Annotated in this window: 21 protein-coding genes and 1 pseudogene; 15 read left to right on the top strand and 7 right to left on the bottom strand. The window is 68.4% G+C overall.

Annotated features, from left to right (window positions below):
- The first annotated feature begins 4 nt into the window (after positions 1-4).
- From C5O79_RS18550 to C5O79_RS18540, 3 genes are all read left to right on the top strand, one after another.
- Positions 5-886 carry a PilZ domain-containing protein gene (locus C5O79_RS18550; protein WP_122475764.1) on the top strand — a complete coding sequence of 294 codons (882 nt, stop codon included), beginning with the start codon at positions 5-7 and terminating at the stop codon, positions 884-886.
- A gap of 223 nt (positions 887-1109) precedes the next feature.
- Positions 1110-1439 (top strand): DUF4148 domain-containing protein, encoded by a 330-nt coding sequence (locus C5O79_RS18545; protein WP_039367376.1) that lies wholly within the window; start codon positions 1110-1112, stop codon positions 1437-1439.
- 248 nt (positions 1440-1687) lie between these two features.
- A complete protein-coding gene (locus C5O79_RS18540) occupies positions 1688-2092 on the top strand; it encodes a lysozyme inhibitor LprI family protein (RefSeq protein ID WP_046547772.1) in 405 nt (134 codons plus the stop codon).
- Between the two features lie 100 nt (positions 2093-2192).
- Here C5O79_RS18540 and C5O79_RS18535 read toward each other — a convergent pair whose 3' ends face one another.
- Positions 2193-2840, bottom strand: a complete 648-nt coding sequence (locus C5O79_RS18535; protein WP_039367385.1) for a response regulator transcription factor — start codon at positions 2838-2840, stop codon at positions 2193-2195.
- Positions 2837-4945 (bottom strand): PAS domain S-box protein, encoded by a 2109-nt coding sequence (locus C5O79_RS18530; RefSeq protein WP_122475766.1) that lies wholly within the window; start codon positions 4943-4945, stop codon positions 2837-2839. Before C5O79_RS18530 ends, C5O79_RS18535 begins: the two co-directional genes overlap by 4 nt.
- Positions 4946-5269: 324 nt before the next feature.
- Here C5O79_RS18530 and C5O79_RS18525 point away from each other — a divergent pair, with 324 nt between their 5' ends.
- The 5 genes from C5O79_RS18525 to C5O79_RS18500 all read left to right on the top strand — a co-directional run bounded on the left by C5O79_RS18525 (position 5270) and on the right by C5O79_RS18500 (position 10806).
- Positions 5270-5740 (top strand): universal stress protein, encoded by a 471-nt coding sequence (locus C5O79_RS18525; protein ID WP_046547774.1) that lies wholly within the window; start codon positions 5270-5272, stop codon positions 5738-5740.
- Positions 5741-6107: 367 nt separating this feature from the next.
- The gene (locus C5O79_RS18520; RefSeq protein WP_046547775.1) at positions 6108-6614 is read left to right on the top strand and encodes a cupin domain-containing protein; all 507 of its coding nucleotides are present in this window, start codon (positions 6108-6110) and stop codon (positions 6612-6614) included.
- Positions 6615-6799: 185 nt separating this feature from the next.
- Positions 6800-7825, top strand: coding sequence for a DedA family protein/thiosulfate sulfurtransferase GlpE (locus tag C5O79_RS18515; protein ID WP_122475768.1), 1026 nt, complete (start codon positions 6800-6802; stop codon positions 7823-7825).
- A 443-nt stretch (positions 7826-8268) separates the two neighbouring features.
- On the top strand, positions 8269-9651 hold the full coding sequence (locus C5O79_RS18505; RefSeq protein WP_047850010.1) for an amino acid permease: 1383 nt from the start codon (positions 8269-8271) through the stop codon (positions 9649-9651).
- Between the two features lie 219 nt (positions 9652-9870).
- Positions 9871-10806 (top strand): universal stress protein, encoded by a 936-nt coding sequence (locus C5O79_RS18500; protein ID WP_047850009.1) that lies wholly within the window; start codon positions 9871-9873, stop codon positions 10804-10806.
- A 556-nt stretch (positions 10807-11362) separates the two neighbouring features.
- Here C5O79_RS18500 and C5O79_RS18495 read toward each other — a convergent pair.
- Positions 11363-11797 (bottom strand): hypothetical protein, encoded by a 435-nt coding sequence (locus C5O79_RS18495; RefSeq protein ID WP_131931562.1) that lies wholly within the window; start codon positions 11795-11797, stop codon positions 11363-11365.
- Between the two features lie 555 nt (positions 11798-12352).
- Between C5O79_RS18495 and C5O79_RS18490 the strand changes: the two genes are divergently transcribed.
- A complete protein-coding gene (locus C5O79_RS18490; RefSeq protein ID WP_046547780.1) occupies positions 12353-12607 on the top strand; it encodes a DUF3562 domain-containing protein in 255 nt (84 codons plus the stop codon).
- A gap of 326 nt (positions 12608-12933) precedes the next feature.
- Positions 12934-14733 (top strand): methyl-accepting chemotaxis protein, encoded by a 1800-nt coding sequence (locus tag C5O79_RS18485; protein WP_046547781.1) that lies wholly within the window; start codon positions 12934-12936, stop codon positions 14731-14733.
- 30 nt (positions 14734-14763) lie between these two features.
- Here C5O79_RS18485 and C5O79_RS18480 read toward each other — a convergent pair.
- Positions 14764-15811: pseudogene (locus C5O79_RS18480) on the bottom strand (sigma-54 dependent transcriptional regulator).
- 383 nt (positions 15812-16194) lie between these two features.
- On the opposite strand from C5O79_RS18480, the gene C5O79_RS18475 reads away from it, so the two are divergent.
- Positions 16195-18186, top strand: a complete 1992-nt coding sequence (locus C5O79_RS18475) for an ATP-binding protein (RefSeq protein WP_131931560.1) — start codon at positions 16195-16197, stop codon at positions 18184-18186.
- Between the two features lie 106 nt (positions 18187-18292).
- Positions 18293-18904 carry a DUF4142 domain-containing protein gene (locus C5O79_RS18470; RefSeq protein WP_046547783.1) on the top strand — a complete coding sequence of 204 codons (612 nt, stop codon included), beginning with the start codon at positions 18293-18295 and terminating at the stop codon, positions 18902-18904.
- A gap of 12 nt (positions 18905-18916) precedes the next feature.
- Here C5O79_RS18470 and C5O79_RS18465 read toward each other — a convergent pair whose 3' ends face one another.
- The 3 genes from C5O79_RS18465 to C5O79_RS18455 form a co-directional block, all read right to left on the bottom strand.
- Entirely contained in the window at positions 18917-19432 is a 516-nt protein-coding gene (locus C5O79_RS18465; protein ID WP_124471953.1) for a PRC-barrel domain-containing protein, read from the bottom strand.
- Between the two features lie 59 nt (positions 19433-19491).
- Positions 19492-19923 (bottom strand): CBS domain-containing protein, encoded by a 432-nt coding sequence (locus tag C5O79_RS18460; RefSeq protein ID WP_039367417.1) that lies wholly within the window; start codon positions 19921-19923, stop codon positions 19492-19494.
- A 377-nt stretch (positions 19924-20300) separates the two neighbouring features.
- On the bottom strand, positions 20301-20549 hold the full coding sequence (locus C5O79_RS18455) for a hypothetical protein (protein ID WP_047850006.1): 249 nt from the start codon (positions 20547-20549) through the stop codon (positions 20301-20303).
- Positions 20550-20687: 138 nt separating this feature from the next.
- On the opposite strand from C5O79_RS18455, the gene C5O79_RS18450 reads away from it, so the two are divergent.
- The 3 genes from C5O79_RS18450 to C5O79_RS18440 all read left to right on the top strand — a co-directional run bounded on the left by C5O79_RS18450 (position 20688) and on the right by C5O79_RS18440 (position 22684).
- Positions 20688-20987: a hypothetical protein gene (locus C5O79_RS18450; protein ID WP_046548529.1), complete on the top strand. Its 300-nt coding sequence runs from the start codon at positions 20688-20690 to the stop codon at positions 20985-20987.
- Between the two features lie 303 nt (positions 20988-21290).
- Positions 21291-21602: a hypothetical protein gene (locus C5O79_RS18445; RefSeq protein WP_046547786.1), complete on the top strand. Its 312-nt coding sequence runs from the start codon at positions 21291-21293 to the stop codon at positions 21600-21602.
- A 203-nt stretch (positions 21603-21805) separates the two neighbouring features.
- The gene (locus tag C5O79_RS18440) at positions 21806-22684 is read left to right on the top strand and encodes a MipA/OmpV family protein (RefSeq protein WP_122475770.1); all 879 of its coding nucleotides are present in this window, start codon (positions 21806-21808) and stop codon (positions 22682-22684) included.
- Positions 22685-22691: the final 7 nt, after the last annotated feature.

The following is a 22691-nucleotide window of genomic DNA, read 5'->3' as shown; positions in this document are numbered from 1 at the left end:
CCCGATGAGGCTATCTACCGACTACGTCCCGCTCACGCGCGACGATCTCGCCGCCGGCGTCCCGCTCGGCTTCGATCTCTACGATGCCGACGGCGCCGCGCTGCTTCCGGCCGGCACGACGCTGCACGATGCCGCGCAGCATGCTTTCCTGTTCGACCATTTCCGTCCGGTACGACGGCGCGACGACGCCGAAGCCGCGGCCGAGCCGCGCATGCCTGACGCGGTGCCTCACTCGCTGCGGATGGGGTTGTCGCCGGGCGCTTCGATCGGCATCCGCCGCCGGGTCGGCACGACCCGCGGGCTGCAGCGCTGCAGGTTGATCGGCATCGCCGCATCGGGCGCGCTGTTCGTCGAGCCGCAGCCGGTGGCCGCGCTCGACTTCGCGCGCGGCGACGACATCGAGGCCGTGGCAATCGGCCGTGCCGCGGTGTCGCGTTTCGGCGCGACGGTCGAGTCGGTGCAGGCGGCGGGCGCTGCGCAGTACCTGGTGCTGTCGCCGCCCGGCTTCGTCGACCGGCTACGCTCGCGTGCGGAGCCGCGCGTGCCGGTGCGGATCGCCGCCTGCTGCGCGGGCGGGTCGGAGGGCGCGGAAGGCATCGGGATGGTGCGCGACGTCAGCGTGAGCGGCCTGTCGATTGCCGTCGACCGGCCGATCGCCGCCATCGGCGAGCCCTTGCGCGTGCAGCTTCCGTACGCGGTGGGCGACCGGGTCGAGCTGCTGGCGCTCGACGGCACGGTGCGGGCCGTTCATGCCGATCCGGCCGCGCCCGCGCTGACGCTGCATCACGCGGCGTTCGGCGAGACCGGCGCCGACGACCTGATCCGCCTCAAGGCGCTGCTGTTCGACCGGCTGATGGCGTCGTCGGATACCGGCCGGCGGGGCTGATTCAGGGCTGGACGCACCGGGCGCCGAGCCACGGTATTCGGTGCGTGAATGCCGATAATCATCTGATGATTCGGTATATTCCGCGGCGATTGTATGGTTTCCGTCAACAGTGAATTCGCGATTTAAGTATTTACCCTGATAACGTGGCCTCCTAGACTTCTACTCATGCGCAACGACCCCGAGTCCGAAGCGCCTGACAAAACAATCCTGGAGGTAACGCATCATGAAATCGCTGATCAAGGCAGTTGCACTGGCCGCCCTGGTGGCTGCACCGGTCGTCTCGTTCGCCCAATCGAACCAGCAGCCGCTGACGCGCGCGCAAGTGCGCGCCGAGCTGGTCCAGCTCGAAAAGGCCGGCTACAACCCGAACGACTGGATCAATTACCCGGAAAACATCCAGGCCGCACAGGCAAAGATCGCTGCCGCACAGAACACCGGTGCGCAAGCTGATGCAACGGGCTACGGTTCGAACCCTGCCGCAGCGTCGCAGTCGGGCCAGCGCGTGGTCGTCCCGGCCGCAACCGACCGTTCGTCGGTGTTCTTCGGCCACTGAGCCCGTTGCCGGACGGCGGCCTTCGGAGCCGCCGCCTTGGCCGTATCGAGAAGCCCGCACCCGGTTCATTCGAGTGCGGGCTTTTTTGCGCCGAAACGTGCCGGCCGCCGATGGTCGCGGGCGCCCCTGACAATCCGGCCCGCGTGCGCTAGCATCGCGGTCGATGTCACTGCCGCAGGGTGACCGATGCAAACGGGGCGAAGCAACGCACCGGATTCCACGACTTCAACGAACAACAAGGAGCATCCATGCGTGTCTTGACTGGTCTGCTGTGCTCGCTCGCGCTGGCGGCGAACGTCGCCCATGCGCAGGCGAATTGTGCCGACGCGACGGATCAGGCGGCGATGACGGCGTGCGCCGATCGCGCGTACAAGAAATCCGACGGGGAACTGAACCGGACCTACCAGGCCGTCACCGCGCGCCTGCGCGATGCGCGACCGCTCGCCGACAAACTCGTGAATGCGCAGCGTGCGTGGATCGCGTACCGCGATGCCGAATGCAACTTCTCCAGCGCGAACGTCGAGGGCGGCAGTGCGTATCCGATGGTCGTGTCGACCTGCCTCGACGATCTGACGAAAGCGCGCACCGAAACGCTGAAGAGCTATCTGTCGTGCGAGGAAGGCGATCTCGCGTGCCCCGTGCCGGCCAAGTAAGCGGGTAAGCGGGGGGCGCCGCCAGGCCGGGCGCATGCCGGGCGGCCGGCGGCGCCTGCCATCCAGCCGCTGCCGGGCGTCGTCCGCTACACGTCGTCCGTTACACGTCGTCCGTTTCGTCGAGCAGCTTGTGCCGCATCGCGTAACGCACCAGCGCCGCTTCGTGCGGCATCTGCATCTTTTCCAGGATGCGCGTCTTGTACGTGCTGACCGTCTTCGCGCTCACGCACAGCGCGTTGGCGATCTCGGTCAGCGTCTGGCCGGCGGCGATCCGCCGGAACACGTCGAATTCGCGGTCGGACAGCCGCTGGTGCGGCAGCGTCTCGGCCGGCTCGTTCAGGCTCTGCGCGAACTGCTCGGCCATCGCGAGACTCACGTAGACGCCGCCCGACGCCACCTTCGTGACCGCGCCGACCAGCTCGGCGCTCGCGCTTTCCTTCGTCAGGTAGCCCGACGCGCCGGCGCGGAACGCGCGCACCGCGTATTGCTGCTCCGCGTGCATGGTCAGCACGAGGACGCGCAGCGCGGGCTTCTCGTCCTTGATCTGCTTGATCAGTTCGACGCCGTTGCGGCCCGGCATCGACAGGTCGAGCACGAGCACCTGCGCGGGCGTGGCGCGTATGAGCGCGATCGTCGACGGGCCGTCGCAGGCTTCGCCGGCCACTTCGAATCCGGTGGCGTTCTGGAGGATGTGCCGCAGACCGTCGCGTACGAGCGTATGGTCGTCGGCGATGAGCACCTTGATCATGTGATTGGCGTTTCCTGTTGGACGGTACTGAGCGGGAACGCGACGGTGATCGAGAAACCGCGCGCGAGCGCGGTGTCGATCGTCACGGAGCCGCCCAGCATGTGGGCGCGTTCGCGAATGCCGATCAGGCCGAACGATTTGTCTTCATGGGCCGGGCCGCCGGGCGCCGAGCCGCGGCCGTTGTCCGCGACGCGCAACACGCAGAAGCCTTCCTCGACGTCGAGCCGCAGTGCGACGCGCGTCGCATCCGCGTGGCGCGCGACGTTCGTCAGCGCTTCCTGGACGATCCGGAACAACGTGGTCGCGCCCGCGCTGGTGAACGTGAGCCCGCCGGTTTCGATGTGCCGCTCGACATCGATCCCGTAGCGGTTCGTGAAATCGTTCGCGAGCCATTCGATCGCGGGCACGAGGCCGAGATCGTCGAGCATCACGGGCCGCAGGTCGGCCGCGATGCGCCGCACCGACGCGACCGTCGCGTCGATCAGCCGCCGCATGCCCTGCAGGTGCGTCTGCACGTCTTCGTCGGGTTGTGTGCGACCCGGCACGCGCAGTTGCTGTTCGACCACCGACAGATCCATCTTCAGCGCGGTGAGCTGCTGGCCGAGGTCGTCGTGCAGTTCGCGCGCGATGCGGGTCTTTTCCTCTTCGCGCACGTTCTGCAGGTTCGCCGACAGTTCGCGCAATTCTTCACGCGACTGCTTCAGCGCGTTATCGGCGCGCTGCCGCTCGGTGATGTCGCGCAGCATCACCGTATAGAGCTTGCCCGACGCGTCGCGAATCTGCGAGATCGACGCCTCGATCGGGAATTCCTCGCCGTTGGCGCGCAGCCCGAACAGCACCCGCTGGCGGCCCATCTGCCGCTCGGACACGCCCGTCACGCCGAACTGGTCGACGTGCTTGGCGTGCGCGGCGCGGAACCGCTCGGGAATGAAGCGCGACAGCGGCGCACCGATCGCCTCCATCGCGGACACGCCGAACACCTGCTCGGCCATCGGATTGAAGATGACGACCGTCTGCTTTTCGTCGATCGTGATGATCGCTTCCATCGACGAACGGATGATGCCCATCATCCGCGCCTCGTTGAGGATGCCGCGGCTGCTCGCGCCCGGATCGGCGGCGGAGCGGCCGCGCAGCAGCGCATGGATCAGCACCGCGAACGCGATCGACGCGATCAGGCCCGCGGCGAGCACGGTGCCGGCCGCGCGCTGCGCGCCGGTGGCGCTCGGGCGGCCGTCCGCGGAATACGCGAGCGTCAGCACGGTGCCGCCGAAATTCAGCTCGTCGGTGCGCCGCATCAGGTCGGGCGAAGCCGACGCCTCGTCGGTCGTCGTTTCGACGCTGACGATCGCGCGCCGATCGCCGCCGGCGGTGATCCACACGTCGATCCCGCGTTCCGCGTCGAGCGCACGCTCGACCAGGCGCCGCGGGCTCAACGCCGCGAACAGCACGCCGTCGGCGCCGGTTTCGCGCGGGCCGGGCGGTGTGGCGGCCGCACGCGGCGACGCGGCAACCGGCAGGAACAGCGTGAAGGTGCGGGCGTCGCGGGACGTGTCGTCGTCGGCCGGGTGGACGCCGAGCGCGACGTCGCCGGTCTGCAGCGCGCGCGCAAGCGGCGCCGCGTCGGGCGCGCCGAAGCGCACGACCGGTGAATTCGACGCCGGTGCGCTGAGCGCGGCGGTCGCGAGCGTGCCGGCCGGCAGCGGCTTCGCGCCGGCGAGGGCGGTGCGCGTCGCGGGCGGCAGCGGGGCATAGCCGATCTGGCGGACCGGCGAGCGGCCACTGTCGAGGTCGAGCATCTCCGCATACCGGCGCCATTGTTCGGGCGTCATGCCCGGGGCGAGGCTGAACGCGCCGCGCGCGCCTTCGAGCACGGCCACGCCGGATTGCAGCTCATGGCGGAGCATCGCCGTCACATGCGTCGTGCGGCGTTCGAAACGCGTATGGACGGCGCCTTGCCACTGCTCGCGCACGAGCAGCGCGACGCCGAGCGACAGCACGGCGCCGGCGCACAGTGCAACGACGCCGGCCGCGAGCGGCTGGCGTAACATGATCTGGAGGCGCGTAGGCCCTCGGGCGTCCCGCGTCGGGGTTCCACTTGCGGTCATTCGATGGCCATTCTGTTGTCGGGGGCCGTCCCGCGGCACGGGGGCGGCGCAGCAAAACCGGGCAAAACTCGCACGAGCTGCACGAAACGTCTTATTTTCAAGATGAAATTGTGCGCGATTTACACGGTTTTTGTAATGGGGTCACTAGAAATTGCGGCAACCAGGCGTGAAGCAGCGGGCGCGCCGGCCGCGCTTGACCCGCATCAACGGGCGCGTCGGCACGTGGGGCAGACTGTTCGGCAGGCCACCTGGCACCGGGCCGGGGGGCGATAACGGGCCGCCGTCGCGCGACGCGCGATGCGTGCCCGGTCGGAGGGACGGACCATGTACAAGCGGATTTTCGTCGGGCTCGACGGCAGCCCGAGCGCGCGTCTCGCGCTGAACGAGGCGATCCGGATCGCGGCGGCGTCCGGCGGCGAAGTGACCTGCGCGTACGTCGTCGAGCACCGGCCGCAGCTTGTCGACGTCGACGCGGGCTTCGCGGCCGCGCGCGACGGCGATGCGGCCGCGACCGATGCGGCGACGCCGGTGCTCGACGATGCGAAGGCGGCGCTCGCGCACGAGCAGGTGCGAGGCACCGTGCGTGCGCTCGACGCCTACGGCGAGGATGTCGCCACGGTGCTGATGCGCACGGCGGCCGAAGCCGATGCCGACCTGATCGTAATGGGCACGAGCGGGCGGCATGGCCTGCGCCGGCTGCTGCTCGGCAGTGTCGCCGAATCGCTGCTGCGCGCGGCCGACCGGCCCGTGCTGCTGGTGCGGCACAGCGAGCCCGGCACGTCGGCGGCTGCGTGACGCGCGCGGCACAGCGCGGATGTCGACGCACGGGCGGTCGCGGGCGGCGACCGTCTCGCGCATTCGTCGGATGACGGCCGGATGAAACGGAAACGCCCCGCGCACGGCGCGTGAGCGCGGCTGTCGCTGCCGTCGCATCGACCCGCGAGGGCGGCACGCCCGATGCCCCCGCGCGCACAATCGCGTGCCGGCGGTTGCATCCGGACACGCAGTTCTGGCAGCATCGACCGGTGTCCGCTTGTTCGCCGCGCGCATGGCCGCGGCGATCGACGCAGCAGCATCCGGCGATATGCGGTCGCGTTCGCGATGAGCGAAGCGAGGCCGTGCGCCGGGTGCCCGGTTCCTTACCTTACCGACGTCATCCGCCATGCCGATCTCCGCTACCGACCTGATTCGCCAGTTCGACCTGCAGCCGCATCCCGAAGGCGGCTATTTCCGCGAAACCTACCGTGCGACCGATTCGGTCGTGCGTCCGGCCGACGGTGCGCCACGCGCCGCGTCGACCGCGATCTACTACCTGTTGTGCGACGGCGCGTATTCGTCGTGGCACCGGATCCGTTCCGACGAAGTCTGGCATTTCTACGCGGGCGACCCGATCGAAGTGTGGGTGCTCGACGAGCGCGACGGGCTGACGATCCACCGGCTCGGCAACCCGCTCACGCATCCGGGCACCGTGTTCCAGGCGGTCGTGCGGGCCGGGAGCTGGTTCGGCGCGCGCTGCGCGTTGCCGGAGCATGTCGCGCTCGTCGGCTGCACGGTGGCGCCGGGCTTCGAGTTCGCGGAATTCGAACTGGCCGATGCGGCCGCGCTGGCCGCCGCGTTTCCCGATTACGCGGAACACGTCGGGCAGCTTGCCCAGCGCACCGACATGTGACTGTCACGACGGTGCCGCCAAGGGCGCCAAGCCCGTGCCGACGGTGCGTGTTCAGCGCGGTCGCGGCCAAACCCGTTTAGAATGCCGTGGTGCATCGGGTCGGCTGCGGGCGTGCCGCGGCGGCCGTTGCCCAGCCGTGCCGACGGCCCCCGTCGCGCCACTGCATGCCTTCCAGGAGCGCCGCCGTGTGGCACTTTCCCATCGCTATTCCATCGTCGCTCGGCCCATGGGCCGTGTTCGCGAGCGTGTTGATCACGCAGCTCGGCGTACCGGTGCCGGCCGTGCCGATGCTGATTCTCGGCGGCACGATGGCGGCAATGGGGCAGGCGTCCTGGGTCAGCATGTTCGCGGCGGCGATCGGTGCGACGATGCTGGCCGATTCGCTGTGGTTCTTCATGGGCCGCACGCGCGGCCGGCGCCTGCTGAACGGCCTCGTGCGCTTTTCGCTGTCGCTCGACACGACGCTGCGTTTCGCACGTAACGTATTCGAAAGATACGGCGCGCCGCTGCTCGTACTGTCCAAATTCCTGCCGGGCCTCGGCCTCGTGTCGGCGCCGCTGCTCGGCACGACCGCGATCGGCGTCGGCGTATTCCTGTTCTGGGATCTGGCCGGCGCATCGCTGTGGGCCGCGTTCTGGCTGATCGGCGGCGCGGCCATTCACGACCAGATCGTCCAGTTCGTGCTGTGGGTGCGCGCGAGCGGCGGCACGATCCTCGATGCATTCCTCGCGATCTTCATCACGTTCCTGTTGTACCGCTGGGTGCGTCGCGTGCAGTTCCGCCGCTATCTCGCGCAGCTGCGCATCTCGCCGCCGCAGCTCGTCGAAATGATGACGTCGGACGAGCCGCCGCTGATCTTCGACGCGCGGCCGAAGGCGATCCGCGAGCGCGAACCGTACCGGATCGCCGGCGCGGTGCCGGTCGATCTCGATTCGCCGGACCTGCTCGATCCGGAAATGCTGAAGCGGCCGATCGTCGTGTATTGCGTGTGCCCGAACGAGGCCACCGCGAAGCGCCTGATCGCGAAGATGCAGCGCAAGAAGATGATCCACAACATCCGCGCGCTGAAGGGCGGACTCGATGCGTGGGAGAAGCACGGGTATCCGGTCGAGCCGATGCCGGCCGATCTGGATTCGTCGCGGTATTTCGTGCGCCCGGATCACGGTGCGATCGAAGGCGAATATACGGTGCGCGCGACGCTGTCGAAATAAATCCGCACGCGAGAGTCGCGCGCATTCGAATTCCACTACCGGTTTCACGCCCCGCGATTCTTCCGAAAATCGACTGGCGCGAAACCGCTGATCCTCCATATAATCCCGCCTGCATATTGCGTGCGCCTGATCGCGCACATTCGACGCGTGTTCGTTCGCGCCGAAAGCGATTGATCCCGTCGCCGTCCGTCACGCGCACAGCCGCGTCACACGGGCCGCGCGGGCGTATTCCGTGAAAGGCCCGATCCGTTTTCCGGATTGTTCCGGAACATACGGATAATCCGCGGCAATTCCAATCGGATTGACGCAGTATCCGTGTCGTTTCTAATTTGGAAAACGACGGCGGAGATTATTTCGTTTTCGGCATGCCGGGATCGGCATGAACGGTCGCGCATTGATATCGACAATGACGGCGGCCCGTTCGCGGCTGCCAGGAGACGGACTTGAAACAACCAGAAGACCAGTTGCACCGCGGGCTGGAAGAGCGGCACATCAACCTGATGGCGCTCGGCGCGACGATCGGCGTCGGCCTGTTCCTCGGCTCGGCCACCGCGATCCGCGTCGCCGGCCCGGCCATCCTGCTGACCTACCTGCTGGGCGGCATCGCCATTTTCCTGATCATGCGCGCACTCGGCGAGATGGCGATCGCCAATCCCGTCGCCGGCGCGTTCAGCCGCTACGCACGCGATTACCTCGGACCGCTCGCCGGCTACCTGACCGGCTGGACCTACTGGTTCGTGTGGATCGTCACCTGCATGGCGGAAATCACGGCGGTCGGCGTCTACATGCACATGTGGTTCCCCGGCGTGCCGAACTGGATCTGGGCGCTCGCGGCGCTCATGGCGATGGGCTCCGTGAACTTCATCGCGGTCAAGCTGTACGGTGAATTCGAGTTCTGGTTCGCGCTGATCAAGATCGTCACGATCGTGCTGATGATCATCGGCGGCGGGCTGATGATCGCGTTCGGCATCGGCAACGGTGGTGTCGCGATCGGCCTGTCGAACCTGTGGGCGCACGGCGGCTTCATGCCGAACGGCATCAACGGCGTGGTCGCTGCGTTGCCGATCGTGATGTTCGCGTATCTCGGCGTCGAAATGCTCGGCCTCACCGCCGGCGAGGCGCGCAACCCGGAGAAGTCGCTGACGAAGGCCGTGAACTCGGTGTTCTGGCGCGTGCTGATTTTCTACATCGGTGCGCTGTTCGTGATCATGTCGCTGTATCCGTGGGACCAGATCGGCACGCAGGGCAGCCCGTTCGTGATGACGTTCTCGCGGCTCGGCATCCCGGCCGCCGCCGGCATCATCAACTTCGTCGTGCTGACCGCGGCGCTGTCGTCGTGCAACAGCGGCCTGTTCAGCACCGCGCGGATGCTCTACAACCTCGCGCAGCAAGGCCAGGCGCCGAGCAAGCTCGGCCAGGTCAACCGCAACGGCGTGCCGGTGTACGGCGTGATCGTGTCGGTCGCGCTGCTCCTGATCGGCGTGCTGCTCAACTATCTCGCGCCGCAGCACGTGTTCACGTGGCTCACGTCGGTGTCGACGTTCGGCGCGATCTGGACGTGGTGCGTGATCCTGATCGCGCAGATGCGCTTTCGCCGCACGCTGTCGGCCGACAAGATCGCGCGCCTGCCGATCCGCGTGCCGTTCTATCCGCTCGGTTCGTTCGTCGCGCTCGGCTTTCTCGTGCTGGTGGTCGTGCTGATGGCGTTCACGCCCGATACGCGCGTCGCGCTCGTGATCGGGCCGGTTTGGATCGTGCTGCTCGGCATCACGTATGCGCTGTTCTACGCGAACCGTCCGGCGGCATCGGTGCCGACGAAGTCGTAGGCGGCAAGGGCAGGGACCCGCGCGACCCTTGATCGCAATCATGCACGCGCGGGCCGGACGATCTATGCTGAACGAATCGATTGTCCGCGCTTCGCGTGGCAACCCGCCGATTCCCGTGACCGCCCGCGACCGCGGCGGTTGTCCGGTTGCCGTGCGCCGCTTCCGCGCGAAGCTCCCGGCGTCGTTTCGCGACGACGCGCACGCACGGAGGCCTTCGCCATGCAGCCTGCCCAGCCCATCCCGACGCTTGCGCGGATCGCGCTGGCCGTCGATCCGACGCCCGAATCGCTGTCCGCCGCGCGCTATGCGCGCACGCTGCTGCGCCCCGGCATGCGATTGCGCATCGTCTGCGCCATCGACAACCCGCGCCTCGTATTGCCCGACATCCCGCGCATCGACGCACTGCTGACGTCCGCGCGCGAGGATCTGATGCGCGAAGCGCAGGCCATCAACGAACGGATCGCGGCGTTGTTCGCCGACAGCGGCATCGAAGTCGAGCAGGCCATCATCGATACGTCGGTGACGGGCGGCTCGGTAGCCGATGCCTTGGTGAGCGATACGTCGGCATGGCAAGCGGACGTGCTGGTGGTCGGTGCGAATCCGCATCACGGGCTGCTGCGGCTCGTCGAAGGCGCGATGTCGGACACGTTGACGACACGCGTGCGCTGCGCGCTGCTGATCGTGCCAGCCGCCTATGCGCGGCCGTCGGACGGCGGCCTGCAGCGGCTGATGTTCGCGGTCGACGGCAGCGAGCCGTCGCTGCACGCGGTGCGCGTCGGGCTCGGCTTCGCGACGCCGACGACGTTGCTGTACGCGGCCTACGTGATCGATCGCGCGGTTCGTCTGACGGATATCGTGCCGGTGCGCGCACTCGAGGATGCCTATCGCGCGGAGGGCGAGGATGCGCTCGCGAAGGTCGGCCCGCTGTTCCATGCGACCGGGAACCCGAGCAAGCGCAGTGTCATTGAAACCCGCCCGACCAGCGACGACGTGGCCCATGCGCTGATGCGGGACGCCGTGCACTGGCGCGCCGAACTGCTGGTGGTCGGCACGCATGGCAGGCGCGGCATCGCCGCCTGGCTGATCGGCAGCGTTGCGCGCCGCATTGCGCATCTTGCACAGGTGCCGGTGCTGCTCGTGCGCGGTACCGAATAATTCGCGCGGTGTCGCGGCCGAAGCGCGCTTGGCTTGACCTGCATCAGAAACCGCGCGCTTCGCGCGTGAGACATTGACGGAACATCCGGCACCGCAGTCGGTCTGTCGTGCATGTACCGCACAGCCACGCAGCGACACGCGAGTTGATGGCGGTGATCGACGGTGCATTCACAGCCGTTACGTCAATTTCCGGAGCCGCAACGTGCGATGCACCGTGCGCCATCCGGCCGAGAACTCTCTGGCACGAGGGTAGGCAGCTACGGCTGCCTTGGAGGACGGGCGGGGTGCTAGTCACCCCGTCCGCTTTCCTCGTTCGTGTTGTGTTGTCGTTGGCCCCGTCTGGATTGCCTTCCCCGCAGGAATCGTCGTCATGGCGGCCGTGTCGAACGGCGCGTCGCGATGCGTGATGGCGCGCGGCGGCGCCGATGCGGATCGGTGAGGGTCGCGGCATGCGCACCGCTGCCGTACAGGCACGGCGTGCGGCAGGCGCTGCTGACCTTGTGAGATGTGCAGCCGTTGCACGGCCCCCGTGCCGTACAGCGGCATGCTTGCATGCTCAGGTGAAGCGAAGCATCGACCTCAGGTCGTGCCGTCGGCCGGCACCGCGGCGCACCCGCGGACGCTGGTGCCCGACATGCAGCGGCGTGCACGCGCTGCACATGCGGTTGCGCAAGCGGTTCGCGTGCGGCCAGCCGGGGCGCGCCTTTCGACGTGGCTCGGCATCGGCCGACGCGTCGGGTGCGGCCCGCGCGCAGAGTGCCGCGGCGAACCGTTGCAACGCGAGCACCGAGCCCGCGACGCTCTGGTACTTTTCGCGGCCGATCTGCCCGTCGAGCGTGACCAGCAATCCGGCTTCGCGTGCAAGCGCAAGCAAGGCGTCGATATTGTCGGACGGAAGGTTGCCGGCCGACACGGTCTGGGTGGGCTGGGCGCGCGCTTTTCCCGACGCGCGCCGCTGGCCGTCCCGGCCCGGTAAGTTGCGATGTGCCATGGTTGGTCTCCTGCGCCAGGCCCCGCATGCCGGCTCGACGGCCGGCTGAGCGATGACCCGTATGAACGTTTCGTCCATGTCACCAGTATCGTGTCGCGCCCGTGCGCTGCCAAGCAGCGCGCGCTGAAGTCGCTGTCAGGTATTGCGCGGCGCCTATCGGAATCCGCTGACACGCAGGGCGGCCGATCGGCTGTCCCCGGCGACGCGCCAGCCCGTTCGTTCCGATGAATGGGCGGCACGTGGAGGAGGTCGCTTGACGCATGATTTCGTCCGTTCTAAGTTGCCCGGTGCATCGGCGTCGAGCAGCGTTCCATCGCTCGCCTGTCGGCCGATGCCGCGCCCCGGGGTGGCGTGGCAGGGCTTCCAGTCTCGTTCGCGGGCAGTTTGCGCCGCGGACCTTGCGCGGCCGGTTCGGGACGAACCGGCACGGCGGCACGCAACGTGCCGTTGATCGCGCGCAAACACGCGCCGGCGCATCGCACGCCGCGCCGCCGTTCAGTCTTTAAGCTTCCGGTACCTTCTTCTTTTCGTTCCTCGACCGTCAGGAGCCCGTCGATGTCCAAGGACAATTTGCTCGATTCACTCAAGGAAGCCGCCAAACAGCGCGCGATCGGTTCGGATGAGTTGCGTGCGATGCTCGATGACGAAGTACGCATACTGTCGTCCGGCGCGCGGGTGCACGACTACATCCACGTATTCGCGATCCGCCACCTTCGCGAACGGATGCGCCGGCAGGACGATCTCCACGACGACACGCGTGCCGATGCGCCGTCCGCGGACGCCGATCCGCGTCCGAGCCATCGCCTGTAACGGGTGAGCGCGCGGCCGATGCCGCGGACGTAATACGATCCGTCGCCGGGCAGGGCATTCATGCGTTGGTCGACAGCAAGCCGGCCCGTTCCAAAGCCCTTTTTGATCGCCGTGCCCAGGGTTGGCGGTACTGCCGTCGCGTCCGCGGGTAGTGCACGCACCGCGCCGTGCATCGCGGTCATCCTGACGATCCGCTGACAACCCGCCTTGCGTTTTGCTATACGTTTCACCGAATTGTCACAGCAGCCTCAAGTAAGTGGCGCGATTGCCGTTTACCCGGTGAATTCGTCCACCGGGCGTTCCCGCTCCCTTACCGAGTCGTTGCCATGCTCTCGTCCATCCGCGCCCGCATCCTTGCCGCGTGCGTCGCCATCGTCGTATTCGCGCTGGTCGCCACCACGCTCATCAACTATTTCATCGCGCGCTCGTACAACGACGACGCAATCGACCGCAACCTGACTTCCGTCGCCAGCGGCCACGTGGTCGGGATCGCCGACTGGGTCGCCACCCGGAGCCGGATGATCGCGTCGCTGCAGGACGCCGCACTGACGCCCGATCCGCTGCCGGTGTTCAAGCAGATGGCCACGGCCGGCGGCTTCACGAACGTCTACGCGGGCTACGCCGACAAGGCGTTCCACTTCTCCGACCCGACCGGCATCCCGCCCGACTACGATCCGACCGGCCGCCCGTGGTACAAGCAGGCCGCGCAGGCCGGCAAGCCGGTCGTCACGCCGCCGTACGTCGACGCCGGCACGGGCAACCTCGTCGTCACGTTCGCGGTGCCGATCCTGCGTGACGGCGCGCTGAAGGGCGTCGTCGCGGCGGACGTCGCGATGGACACCGTGATCGCGAACGTGAAGTCGATTCATCCGACGCCCGCGAGCTTCGGGATGCTGATCGACAGCAACGGCCATGTGGTCGCTCACCCGGACCCGAAGCTCACGCTGAAGCCGGTCGCCGACGTGTCGCCCGAACTCGGCGCGACGAACGGCGCGACGATCGCAGCCGCGACCGCGCCCGTCGAGGTGACGGTCGGCGGCGACGCGAAGCTGGTGCGCGCGCGCCCCGTGCCGGGCACGGACTGGTACGCGCTGGTGCTGCTCGACAAGAACGAAGCGACGGCCGGGATGCGCTCGCTGCTGACCGCTTCGCTGATCACGCTGCTCGTGATCGTCGGTGTGGCCTCGCTGATCATCGGTGCGATCACCGCGACCGCGTTCCGTCGCCTGTCGCAAGTGCGCCAGGCCATGGCCGCGATCGGCTCGGGCGCCGGCGACCTGACGCAGCGCCTGCCGGTCGACGGACGTGACGAAGTGGCCGACATCGCGCGCTCGTTCAACAGCTTCGTCGAGAAGCTGAACGACGTGATGCGCCAGATCCGCGATGCGAGCGAATCGGTGCGCACGGCCGCGAACGAGATCGCGGCGGGCAACCAGGACCTGTCGTCGCGCACCGAATCGGCGGCGGCGAGCCTCGAGGAAACGGCCGCGTCGATGGAAGAGATCACGGCGACGGTTGGTCAATCGGCAGCCGCTGCCGGCCAGGCCGACGAACGCGCGGCGGCCGCGTCGCGGATCGCGTCGCACGGCGGCGTGGTCGTGTCGGACGTCGTCGCGACGATGGAGAAGATCGAGGAAGCCTCGGGCCGGATCGGCGACATCATCGGCGTGATCGACGGGATCGCGTTCCAGACCAACATCCTCGCGCTGAACGCGGCCGTCGAAGCGGCGCGCGCGGGCGAGCAGGGTCGCGGCTTCGCGGTCGTCGCGCAGGAAGTGCGCAGCCTTGCGCAACGCAGCGCGCAGGCCGCGCGCGAAGTGAAGGTGCTGGTCGAATCGACGGTCGCGAGCGTGTCGGCCGGGTCCGGGCAGGTGCGTCAGGCGGGCGACACGATGCGCGAGATCGTGTCCAACGTGTCGAACGTGACGACGATCATCTCCGAGATCACGCACGCGGCGAACGAGCAGACGCGCGGCATCCAGGAGGTGAATCGCGCGGTCACGCAGCTCGACGAAATGGTGCAGCAGAACGCGGCGCTCGTCGAACAGTCGACCGCCGCCGCGACCGCGCTGCAGTCGCAGGCGAACGCGCTGGCGACCACGGTCGGGCGGTTCAAGGTCGCTTGACGCGGCTCGTGGGAAAGTCGGCCGCGCCGCTCAGGAGCGGCCGTTGTCGCGCATCAGCGCGAGCCGGTTGTAGAGCGTTTTCAGGCTGATCCCGAGCGCTTTCGCGGCGCGCGGCTTGTTGCCGTCGAAGTGGCGCAGCGTCGCCGCGATGAAGCGCTGCTGCGCATGGTGCAAGGTCGCGCCGAGCGGCAGCGCCATCGTGCTCTCCGACAGGCGTTCGGGCGGCATCGCCGGCTTCGGCAGCGTGACGTCGATGCCGTCGTCCGCCAGGATGTAGGCGCGCTCGATCGTGTTGTGCAGCTCACGGACGTTGCCGGGCCACGAATAGGCACGCAGCGCCGCGATCGCGGCCTCGGTCAGCTGCTTGTGCGCACGGTGCCGCGCGTTGAGCGCGTCGACGAATTCCAGTGCGATCGTCTCGATGTCGGTATCGCGCTGGCGCAGCGGCGGCACGTACAGCGCAAACGCGGCGAGGCGATAGAACAGGTCCTCGCGCAGCCGGCCGTCGCGCACGGCTTCGGCCGGGTTGTGACGCGTGGCCGACACGATGCGTACGTCGAGCGGAATCGGCTCGGTGCCGCCCACCCGCACGATCACGTTCGATTCGATCGCCCGCAGCAGCTTCACCTGCAATGGCGCGGGCATTTCCGCGATCTCGTCGAGCAGCAGCGTGCCGCCGCGCGCGGCTTCGAAGAAGCCTTCCCGCTGCGCAATTGCACCTGTGAAGCTGCCTTTCTCGTGCCCGAACAATTGCGATTCCGCGATCTCGGGGGGAATCGCGCCGCAGTTCACGGGGACGAACGGGCCGTCGCGCCGGGCACTGAGATCGTGCAGCCGGCGTGCGACGATATCCTTGCCGACCCCGCTTTCGCCGGCAATCATCACGCTGGCGCGGGTCGGGGCGATCTTTTCGATGCGGCCGAGCAGCGTGCGCATCGCGGTGGACCGGCCGGACAACCGGCGGCCGTCTGCACGCTGCTTCGACCGGTTTGCAGTTTCTCCCATTGGCATGGATCGACATTGGCGGGGCCGTTTTGAAAATCGGCACCACGCGCTCCGTTGATTGCAATATTTTCATCGACAGCAAAACGACCACGAAGGTGCCGCGAAATAGAAATTTCCAATGTGCGCGGCGGGGACAGAAGAGACAGGCCATCGATTCCCAATGCGAATGGGCGCGTTTCTGGCTATCCGGGGTCGTATCGGTGCTTTTTTACAGACTTTCGATGAAAAAACGGTCGTGACCATCGTGCGGTGATGCGGCGCGCGACACCGGCCGGCGCTCGACCGGTCACGGCACCCCCGGCAGCCGGCGAGTCAGGCAGGCGGCCATCCTCGACCCGCGTCAGGCATGCCGTTTGCGGCGGCCATCAGGCTCGCCCGGCACGCTCGACGGCAGGCCGGATGGTCGACCCTCGGCATGACGCCGTGCGACCGGAGCCGGCGCGAGGCAAGGATGCAATGAGGACCCTGACCCGTGAGTTGTCACGGCAGGGCGCATGGATCGTGCTGGCCGTCGGGCTGGCGTCCGCGCTGCAGGCGTGGGCGGTTCACGTCGTCGGCGAGCACGCGCCGTTTGCGCCGCTGCCATTTTATGCAGGCGTTGCGGCTGCCGCATGGCTGACGTCGTTCGGCGGCGGTCTGGTCGCGGCCGCGTTGAGCGTGGCCGTGATCGCCACGCTGTGGTGGCGTGATGCGCCGCTGGCCGCGCTGCTGACACAGGCCGGCACGTTCGTCGCGATCAGCTTCGTCGAGTGCATGTTCGTGATGGCCGTGAAGCCGCTGCTCGCAAACGATCGTCTGCGCGAAAACGATGACGACGCCGACGCCGATGGCCGCGAGCCGCATCGCGAACCGACGCCGGCGGCACGCGTACCCGTCCCTGACGACCGCCTGTTGCGCCGTGTGGTCGACGCTTCGCCCGACGCGATCGTCGGGGTCGATGCCGCGCGGCGGATCACGAGCTGGAATCCGGCCGCGCGGCGGATCTTCGGCATCGACGCGGCGCAGGCCGCCGGGCGCGACGTCGCCGCGATGATCGCGCCGCGCTGGTTGCGGCGACATCCGTTGCCCGCGTCGCTCGCGAACCTGCACGAGTCGGTCGGTCCGCTCGACGTGCTGTGCGTGCGACGCGACGGGGGCCGCTTTCGGGCGACTTTCGCGGCATCGCCGATGGCCGATGCGCAGGGCAACTGCTTGGGTCTGTCGATCACGCTGCGCGACGCGCACGAACGGCGCCGCGGCGAGCGGCGCAACCTGCGCTCGCTGCGCGGCGCGCGCGACGCACGCGCCCAGGCGGACACGTCGAACCGGCTGAAGGACGAACTGCTGGCCACGGTGTCGCACGAGCTGCGTACGCCGCTGAACGTGATCTACGGCTGGGTCGAGGTGCTGCACAACGTCGACGGGCAAGGGCTCGCGCAACAGGCCGTCGACGCGATCGATCGCAGCGCGCGGTCGCTGTCGCACATGGTCGCCGACCTGCTCGATGCGTCATCGCTCGCGACCGGCCGGTTGCGCCTCGAGCGCGTGCCGGTCGATCTCGTGCGGGTCGTGCGCGATGCCACGCGTGAACTCGACGCGACGGCACGGGCGAGCGGGCTCGATCTGTCGACCCAATACGCGATGCCGACCTGCGTGATTCCGGCGGACCGCGAGCGCGTGCGCCAGGTCCTGTCGAACCTGCTGTCGAACGCGATCAAGTTCACGCCGCCGGGCGGGCGCATCGTCGTGTCGCTGGCCCGGGCCGGCGAGCGCGTGCGGCTGTCGGTCGCCGATACCGGGCAGGGCATTGCACCGGAAAACCTGCCGCACCTGTTCGAGACGTTCAGCCGGCCGGAACGCGCATTTGCATCGCCGGCGCGCGGCCTCGGGCTCGGCCTGCCGATCGTGCGCAACATCGCGCAACTGCACGGCGGCGATGTCGTCGCGACGAGCCCCGGTATCGGGCGCGGGACGACCGTCACGGTCACGTTGCCGGCTGGCTGGGACGTCGACGATCCGGTCGAAAACCTGCTGCACGCGGCGGGCACGCCGGACCCGGTGACGCTCGACGGCCAGCGCGTGCTCGTCGTCGACGACGATGCGACATCGCGCGCGAGTCTCGCCGCGGCCCTCGAAACGATGGGCGCGCAGGTATCGACCGCGCAGTCGGGGCATGACGCGCTCGACGCGGTGGAACGGCAGCCGCCGAACGTCGTGCTGTCGGATCTGGCGATGCCGGACGGTGACGGCTTCTGGCTGCTCGACCGCATCCGTCATTTGCCGGGCAGCAGCGGGCATCTGCCCGTCGTCGCGGTCACGGCCCACGCCGGCAACGCCGACCGGCACCGCGTGATGGCGGCCGGGTTCGACGCGTATCTGCGCAAGCCGGTGGACATGCCGACGCTGGCGAGCGTGATCGCCGATGTCGCGCCGGACGCCGCCCACGATCGAAAAGGGCGAGGCCGGTAGCAGCCGGCGTGGCCGCTCGCCCGGTCATGACGACGGAAGGCTGCGCGATTGACGCAACGGCAACCCGCGCGGCCGGCCCGCTCCGTCGCGACACACGGAGGTCCGGATGAACACGAATCGAATCCATCGGCCGGCGGCGATCGTGCTGGCCGCGACCGTCGGCGCATCGATCGCCGTAGTCGCTCATGCGCAGGCGTTGCCCGCTTCGTCGGCACAGGTCGCGCCGGGCGTCATTCGCCCCGGCACGACGGCCGACGAGGCCGGCATGACGCAGCGGCCGACCGGTATCGATGTCGAATTCGTCGACAAGGCCGGCATGATCGGCAAGGTGGAGCGGCAGGCCAGCCAGCTCGCGCTCGACCGCTCGTCGAACCCGGACGTGAAGGCGTTCGCGCGCCGGATGGTCGACGATCACGGACGGATTGCCGGCGAATTGCGGCAGCTTGGCGCGACCAAGGGCGTACCCGTCCAGTCGCGGATGCTCGTCGATCCGGCGGTAACCGCGTTGCGAACCAAGGAAGGTCATGCGTTCGACACGGCCTATGTCACGCTGGTGGGTCCGCGCGCGCATGAAGCGGCGATCCGGATCTACGAGACAGAAGCGCGGGACGGCCGCGATCCGCAGCTTCGCGCGTTCGCGGCCAACGCGTTGCCGACGCTGAAGGCGCACCTAGCCGCCGCCCGGCAACTCGCGCAGACGGTGGCGGCCGCGCACTGAGCGCCGATCGCGCTACCGCTTGCCGCCGTCAGGTCTTTCAGGGGCTTCGGGGCCGCCCGGCGACGCCTCGTACGGCGGGGAGTCGAGCGCCGTTTCGCCTTCCTCGATCAGCCAGTACGGAGAGCTGCCGTAGTACGCATGCAGCGCCTCGGCCCACTCCGGATCGGCCATGGCGGGCCAGCGGTTCCTGTCGAAGCCGGGGGCTTCGCGCACGCGTTCGGTCGCGACGGGCAGCACGAAGCAGCGGCGCTCGATGTCGAGCACGAGCACGTTCCACGGCACCGCGAGCAGCTTGTCGCCGATCCCGGGCGGGCTGCCCGCCGACACGACCGCATACGCGATCCGGCCGGAGCGCACGTCGAGCATGATGTCGGCGACCTGGCCGATGTCGTCGCCGTCCATCGTCAGGACGCGATCGCCTTCGAGCGTGCGGGCGGCCATCACGTCGGGTCCCGGCCCGGCGCCCGTGCTGCGTCGGTTGCCGCCGACGATGCGCGTAACGTCGCGCGACGGTCTGTCCGTTGTCATCGAACACCTCCTGATCGAAGCGGCACCCGGATGGGCCACGCGATTTCAACGCGCGCCGGTCAGCGCCGGCGCGGCAGCGACACGTCCTCGAGTGTATTGGCCAGCTCGTCGCGCTCGGGGCCGCCCGCGCGCGTCGCGATGTCGCCGAGCGACACGATGCCGACCAGCCGCCGGTTGCGGTCGAGCACCGGCATCCGATGCAGCTGCACGTCGGCCATCCGCTGCTGGACGTCGCCGACACCGTCGTCCTCGACGCACCACTGCACGGGTCTGGACGCGACCGCCTGCACGGGCGTATCGGACGAATGGCCGTGCGACAGCCCGCGCACCGCAAGGTCACGGTCGGTCACGATCGCGACGAGCTCGGTGCCGTCGCAAACGGGCAGCACGCCGATATCGAAGCGCCGCATCAGTTCGGCCGCGTGGCGAATCGTGTCGGTCGGCGCGACGCACACCACGTCGCGCGACATGATCTCGGTAACGCGATACATGAACGCCTCCTTCGTGAACAAGACTTTCCGGGAGCAGATGGCGTGCCGCGCGCGTGCCGCACGCGGGCCCAGGACTAGCGCAAGCCCGTTATCAGCGTTGAACAGACGCCGGCCGGCCAGGCGACGGAGAAATTTGCCAGCCCGCTTGTACATCTTCCACGGCGGCAGCTGCGAACGGGCTGAGCACGACGTCAGTGGCCGATGCCCGTCATCGCGACGATCGCGAGCACCACTGCGCTTTCGATTGCCGCCAGCGCGGCGACGCCGGCGGCGCCGCTGATTTCATGCCATCTGCGTTCAAGGCGTTTCATCACATCAACTCCGGATTGCTCCGGCACGCCGCTGCGCAGCCGCGCAGCGCGGGCCGGTTGCCGCCGTCAGCCGTGATCGCGGGGCGGTGAAGGGACGTGCGGCGAGCGGCGCTCGTGCTCGCCGGACGGCTTGGCAGGATCGATGCGGGTCGCGCCGCCCACGGCGGGCGGGTCGCTGGCCGGAAACGTCTCCTCGAGTCCCTCGTCGATGCGTTCCTCCGTCTTGTCTTCGGACGGCGGGCGCGACGCGGCGAGCCAGAGCAGTCCGGCAGCCGGTGACACGGCGTCGTGGCGGCCGGGGGCGTGAACGGTCATGGTCGAACCTCCTTGGTGATGGATACGGGCGCAAGCGCCATGCCTGCGCGGGCCGGCGGCACGACGCTTGCGCGTTCGCGAAACCGCACGGGGCGCGACGCAGCCACGCGCCGTCGGCGTGGACAAGAGGACATCGTGATGAATGCACCCAGGGAAAGAATACGTTACGACGCGAACGTATGCGGCGGCGATTTCGCCCACGTGCGCGAGCGTTTCGATACGTGGAAGCGCGAGTCGCTGGTCTATCGGCCCGAGCGGCGCATGTTCGACGGCAAGGACGAGGTACGCGAACTGAACGACACCGTCTACGACGGCCCCGAGCGCGCGCAGCGGGCGCTCGTCGCGGAATGCACGCCGTCCGACCGATTCGCGCTCGCGGTACGGCTGACCGCCGAGGGGCGCACGATGTGGCTGGTGATGGCGGCCTACGACGACTGAGCGCACAGAGCAGCGTCCGACCGGGGCGGGCATGGCGATTGCGGGCGATGCCGACGCCATCGAAATGCGCGCGCCGTCGCGCTGGAGAGACATGAAGACGCCATCCATGCTGCACCGCCCCGAGCCGACGACACCCGACGTGGACCCTGACCCGCCGCCGCCCGGGCACGACGATCCCGTCGATCCGCCCGTGCCGGACGGGCTGCCGGAGGGCGACCCGCCGTCGCACCCGCCACCGATACGGATGCCGGGAGGCGGTGCATCCCAACCGTCCGCGCGAACACTGAAAAAAGGAGGACCCTCATGGACATTCACGTGCAATCGCCAGACAAGCGCGCGATCGCTCAGGTGCTGGGCCGCTATTTCGAATCGCGCTCGTTGCGCTATCACATCGAGGAATTGCCGGGCGGCGTGCTGCAGATCGGCTTTCGCGCCAGCGGCCGCCCGGCCGCCGTCACCGTGTCGTTCGACGATGCCGCGTACGACACCTATACGCACTGGGATGCGAGCCAGAAGCAGCTGGCGCTTGGTCGACTCGCCGACGGCTTCTCGCGGATGATGTCGACGCGCAGTCCGGCCGCGCTGGCCGGCGACTATCACGTCGAGCGATTCTGATTCTCCTACGCTTCACCGGACTGTCCCCGCGTACGGCAAAGTGCCCGCGCGCAGCGGGCGCTTTGCGTCCGCGCGCGTGTCGCGTAGGATGTCCGTTAATTCAGCGCACACTACGTTCGCGCCGCAGGCTGCCAGCCGCTGCAGCCCAAGAGGCGCAATGCGCTTTTCTTCAGGTTCGTTTCGCGCAACCGACGGGGACCTTGATGACTGTTGCTCGCCTTTTGCTGTCACCCGGCGCACGCCGGTTCGTTTCCGGTGTGTCGGCCTGTGCGGCGCTCACCGCGGCCGGCGTCCGAGACGCATCGGCCCAGACCCCTTCGCCGCTTGGCGAGTGGCAATACTCGGCGGGCGTGCCGCTCCGAAAACTGTTCGAGCCGAACGTCTCCACCTGGGATATCAGCATGGGCGCCGCGATGACGCTGCAGCCGCGCTATGCGGGCTCCGATCGCTACCGTGTGATGGGGGGCCCGACTGTCGATATCCGGTATCGCGACCTGTTCTTCCTGTCGACCGGCGAGGGGCTCGGCGCGAACGTGCTGCGCGGGCCGAACTGGCGAGTGAGCCTGTCCGTCGGTTACGACCTCGGGCGGCGCTCGGCCGACGACATCCAGCACCTGAACGGCCTCGACAACATCAACGCGGCACCGGTGATGAAACTGGCGGCCGACTACGTGATCTCGAAGGAATTTCCGCTCGTGCTGCGCGCGGATATCCGGCGCAGCATCGGCGGCTCGAATGGCTGGGTCGGCGATTTCTCCGCATACATGCCGCTGCCCGGCAGCAACGAGCATTTCTTCTGGTTCGCGGGGCCGACCGTGTCGTTCGCCGATTCGCGCTACATGAACAGCTGGTTCGGCGTGAACCAGGGCGCCGCCGCGCGTTCCGGGTTGCGCGCCTATTCGTCGGGGGCCGGGCTCAAGTCGGTCGGCGCGGGCGTGACGATGGCCTGGTTCCTGAACAAGCACTGGTTCGTGACGATCGACGGCGCGATCGAGCAGCTCGTCGGCCGCGCCGCGCGTAGCCCGATCACGCAGCAGACGACCAACGGCGTGTTCGACATGTCGGTGAATTACCAGTTCTGAGCAGGGC

The sequence above is a fragment of the Burkholderia sp. SRS-25 genome, from assembly GCF_004343765.1.
Taxonomy (GTDB): Bacteria; Pseudomonadota; Gammaproteobacteria; order Burkholderiales; family Burkholderiaceae; genus Burkholderia; species Burkholderia contaminans.
The sequence above is the reverse complement of the archived record's forward strand: the minus strand, read 5'-3'. Positions and strand labels throughout refer to the sequence as shown.

What these genes read in the sequence shown, in the direction of transcription:
- C5O79_RS18450 (WP_046548529.1), top strand. Translation starts at nt 20,688, where the DNA reads ATGAATGCACCCAGGGAAAGAATACGTTACGACGCGAACGTATGCGGC.
- C5O79_RS18475 (WP_131931560.1), top strand. Translation starts at nt 16,195, where the DNA reads ATGAGGACCCTGACCCGTGAGTTGTCACGGCAGGGCGCATGGATCGTG.
- C5O79_RS18535 (WP_039367385.1), bottom strand. Translation starts at nt 2,840, where the DNA reads ATGATCAAGGTGCTCATCGCCGACGACCATACGCTCGTACGCGACGGT.
- C5O79_RS18520 (WP_046547775.1), top strand. Translation starts at nt 6,108, where the DNA reads ATGCCGATCTCCGCTACCGACCTGATTCGCCAGTTCGACCTGCAGCCG.
- C5O79_RS18485 (WP_046547781.1), top strand. Translation starts at nt 12,934, where the DNA reads ATGCTCTCGTCCATCCGCGCCCGCATCCTTGCCGCGTGCGTCGCCATC.
- C5O79_RS18550 (WP_122475764.1), top strand. Translation starts at nt 5, where the DNA reads ATGAGGCTATCTACCGACTACGTCCCGCTCACGCGCGACGATCTCGCC.
- C5O79_RS18540 (WP_046547772.1), top strand. Translation starts at nt 1,688, where the DNA reads ATGCGTGTCTTGACTGGTCTGCTGTGCTCGCTCGCGCTGGCGGCGAAC.
- C5O79_RS18445 (WP_046547786.1), top strand. Translation starts at nt 21,291, where the DNA reads ATGGACATTCACGTGCAATCGCCAGACAAGCGCGCGATCGCTCAGGTG.
- C5O79_RS18495 (WP_131931562.1), bottom strand. Translation starts at nt 11,797, where the DNA reads ATGGCACATCGCAACTTACCGGGCCGGGACGGCCAGCGGCGCGCGTCG.
- C5O79_RS18440 (WP_122475770.1), top strand. Translation starts at nt 21,806, where the DNA reads ATGACTGTTGCTCGCCTTTTGCTGTCACCCGGCGCACGCCGGTTCGTT.
- C5O79_RS18465 (WP_124471953.1), bottom strand. Translation starts at nt 19,432, where the DNA reads ATGACAACGGACAGACCGTCGCGCGACGTTACGCGCATCGTCGGCGGC.
- C5O79_RS18460 (WP_039367417.1), bottom strand. Translation starts at nt 19,923, where the DNA reads ATGTATCGCGTTACCGAGATCATGTCGCGCGACGTGGTGTGCGTCGCG.
- C5O79_RS18530 (WP_122475766.1), bottom strand. Translation starts at nt 4,945, where the DNA reads ATGACCGCAAGTGGAACCCCGACGCGGGACGCCCGAGGGCCTACGCGC.
- C5O79_RS18500 (WP_047850009.1), top strand. Translation starts at nt 9,871, where the DNA reads ATGCAGCCTGCCCAGCCCATCCCGACGCTTGCGCGGATCGCGCTGGCC.
- C5O79_RS18525 (WP_046547774.1), top strand. Translation starts at nt 5,270, where the DNA reads ATGTACAAGCGGATTTTCGTCGGGCTCGACGGCAGCCCGAGCGCGCGT.
- C5O79_RS18490 (WP_046547780.1), top strand. Translation starts at nt 12,353, where the DNA reads ATGTCCAAGGACAATTTGCTCGATTCACTCAAGGAAGCCGCCAAACAG.
- C5O79_RS18545 (WP_039367376.1), top strand. Translation starts at nt 1,110, where the DNA reads ATGAAATCGCTGATCAAGGCAGTTGCACTGGCCGCCCTGGTGGCTGCA.
- C5O79_RS18455 (WP_047850006.1), bottom strand. Translation starts at nt 20,549, where the DNA reads ATGACCGTTCACGCCCCCGGCCGCCACGACGCCGTGTCACCGGCTGCC.
- C5O79_RS18470 (WP_046547783.1), top strand. Translation starts at nt 18,293, where the DNA reads ATGAACACGAATCGAATCCATCGGCCGGCGGCGATCGTGCTGGCCGCG.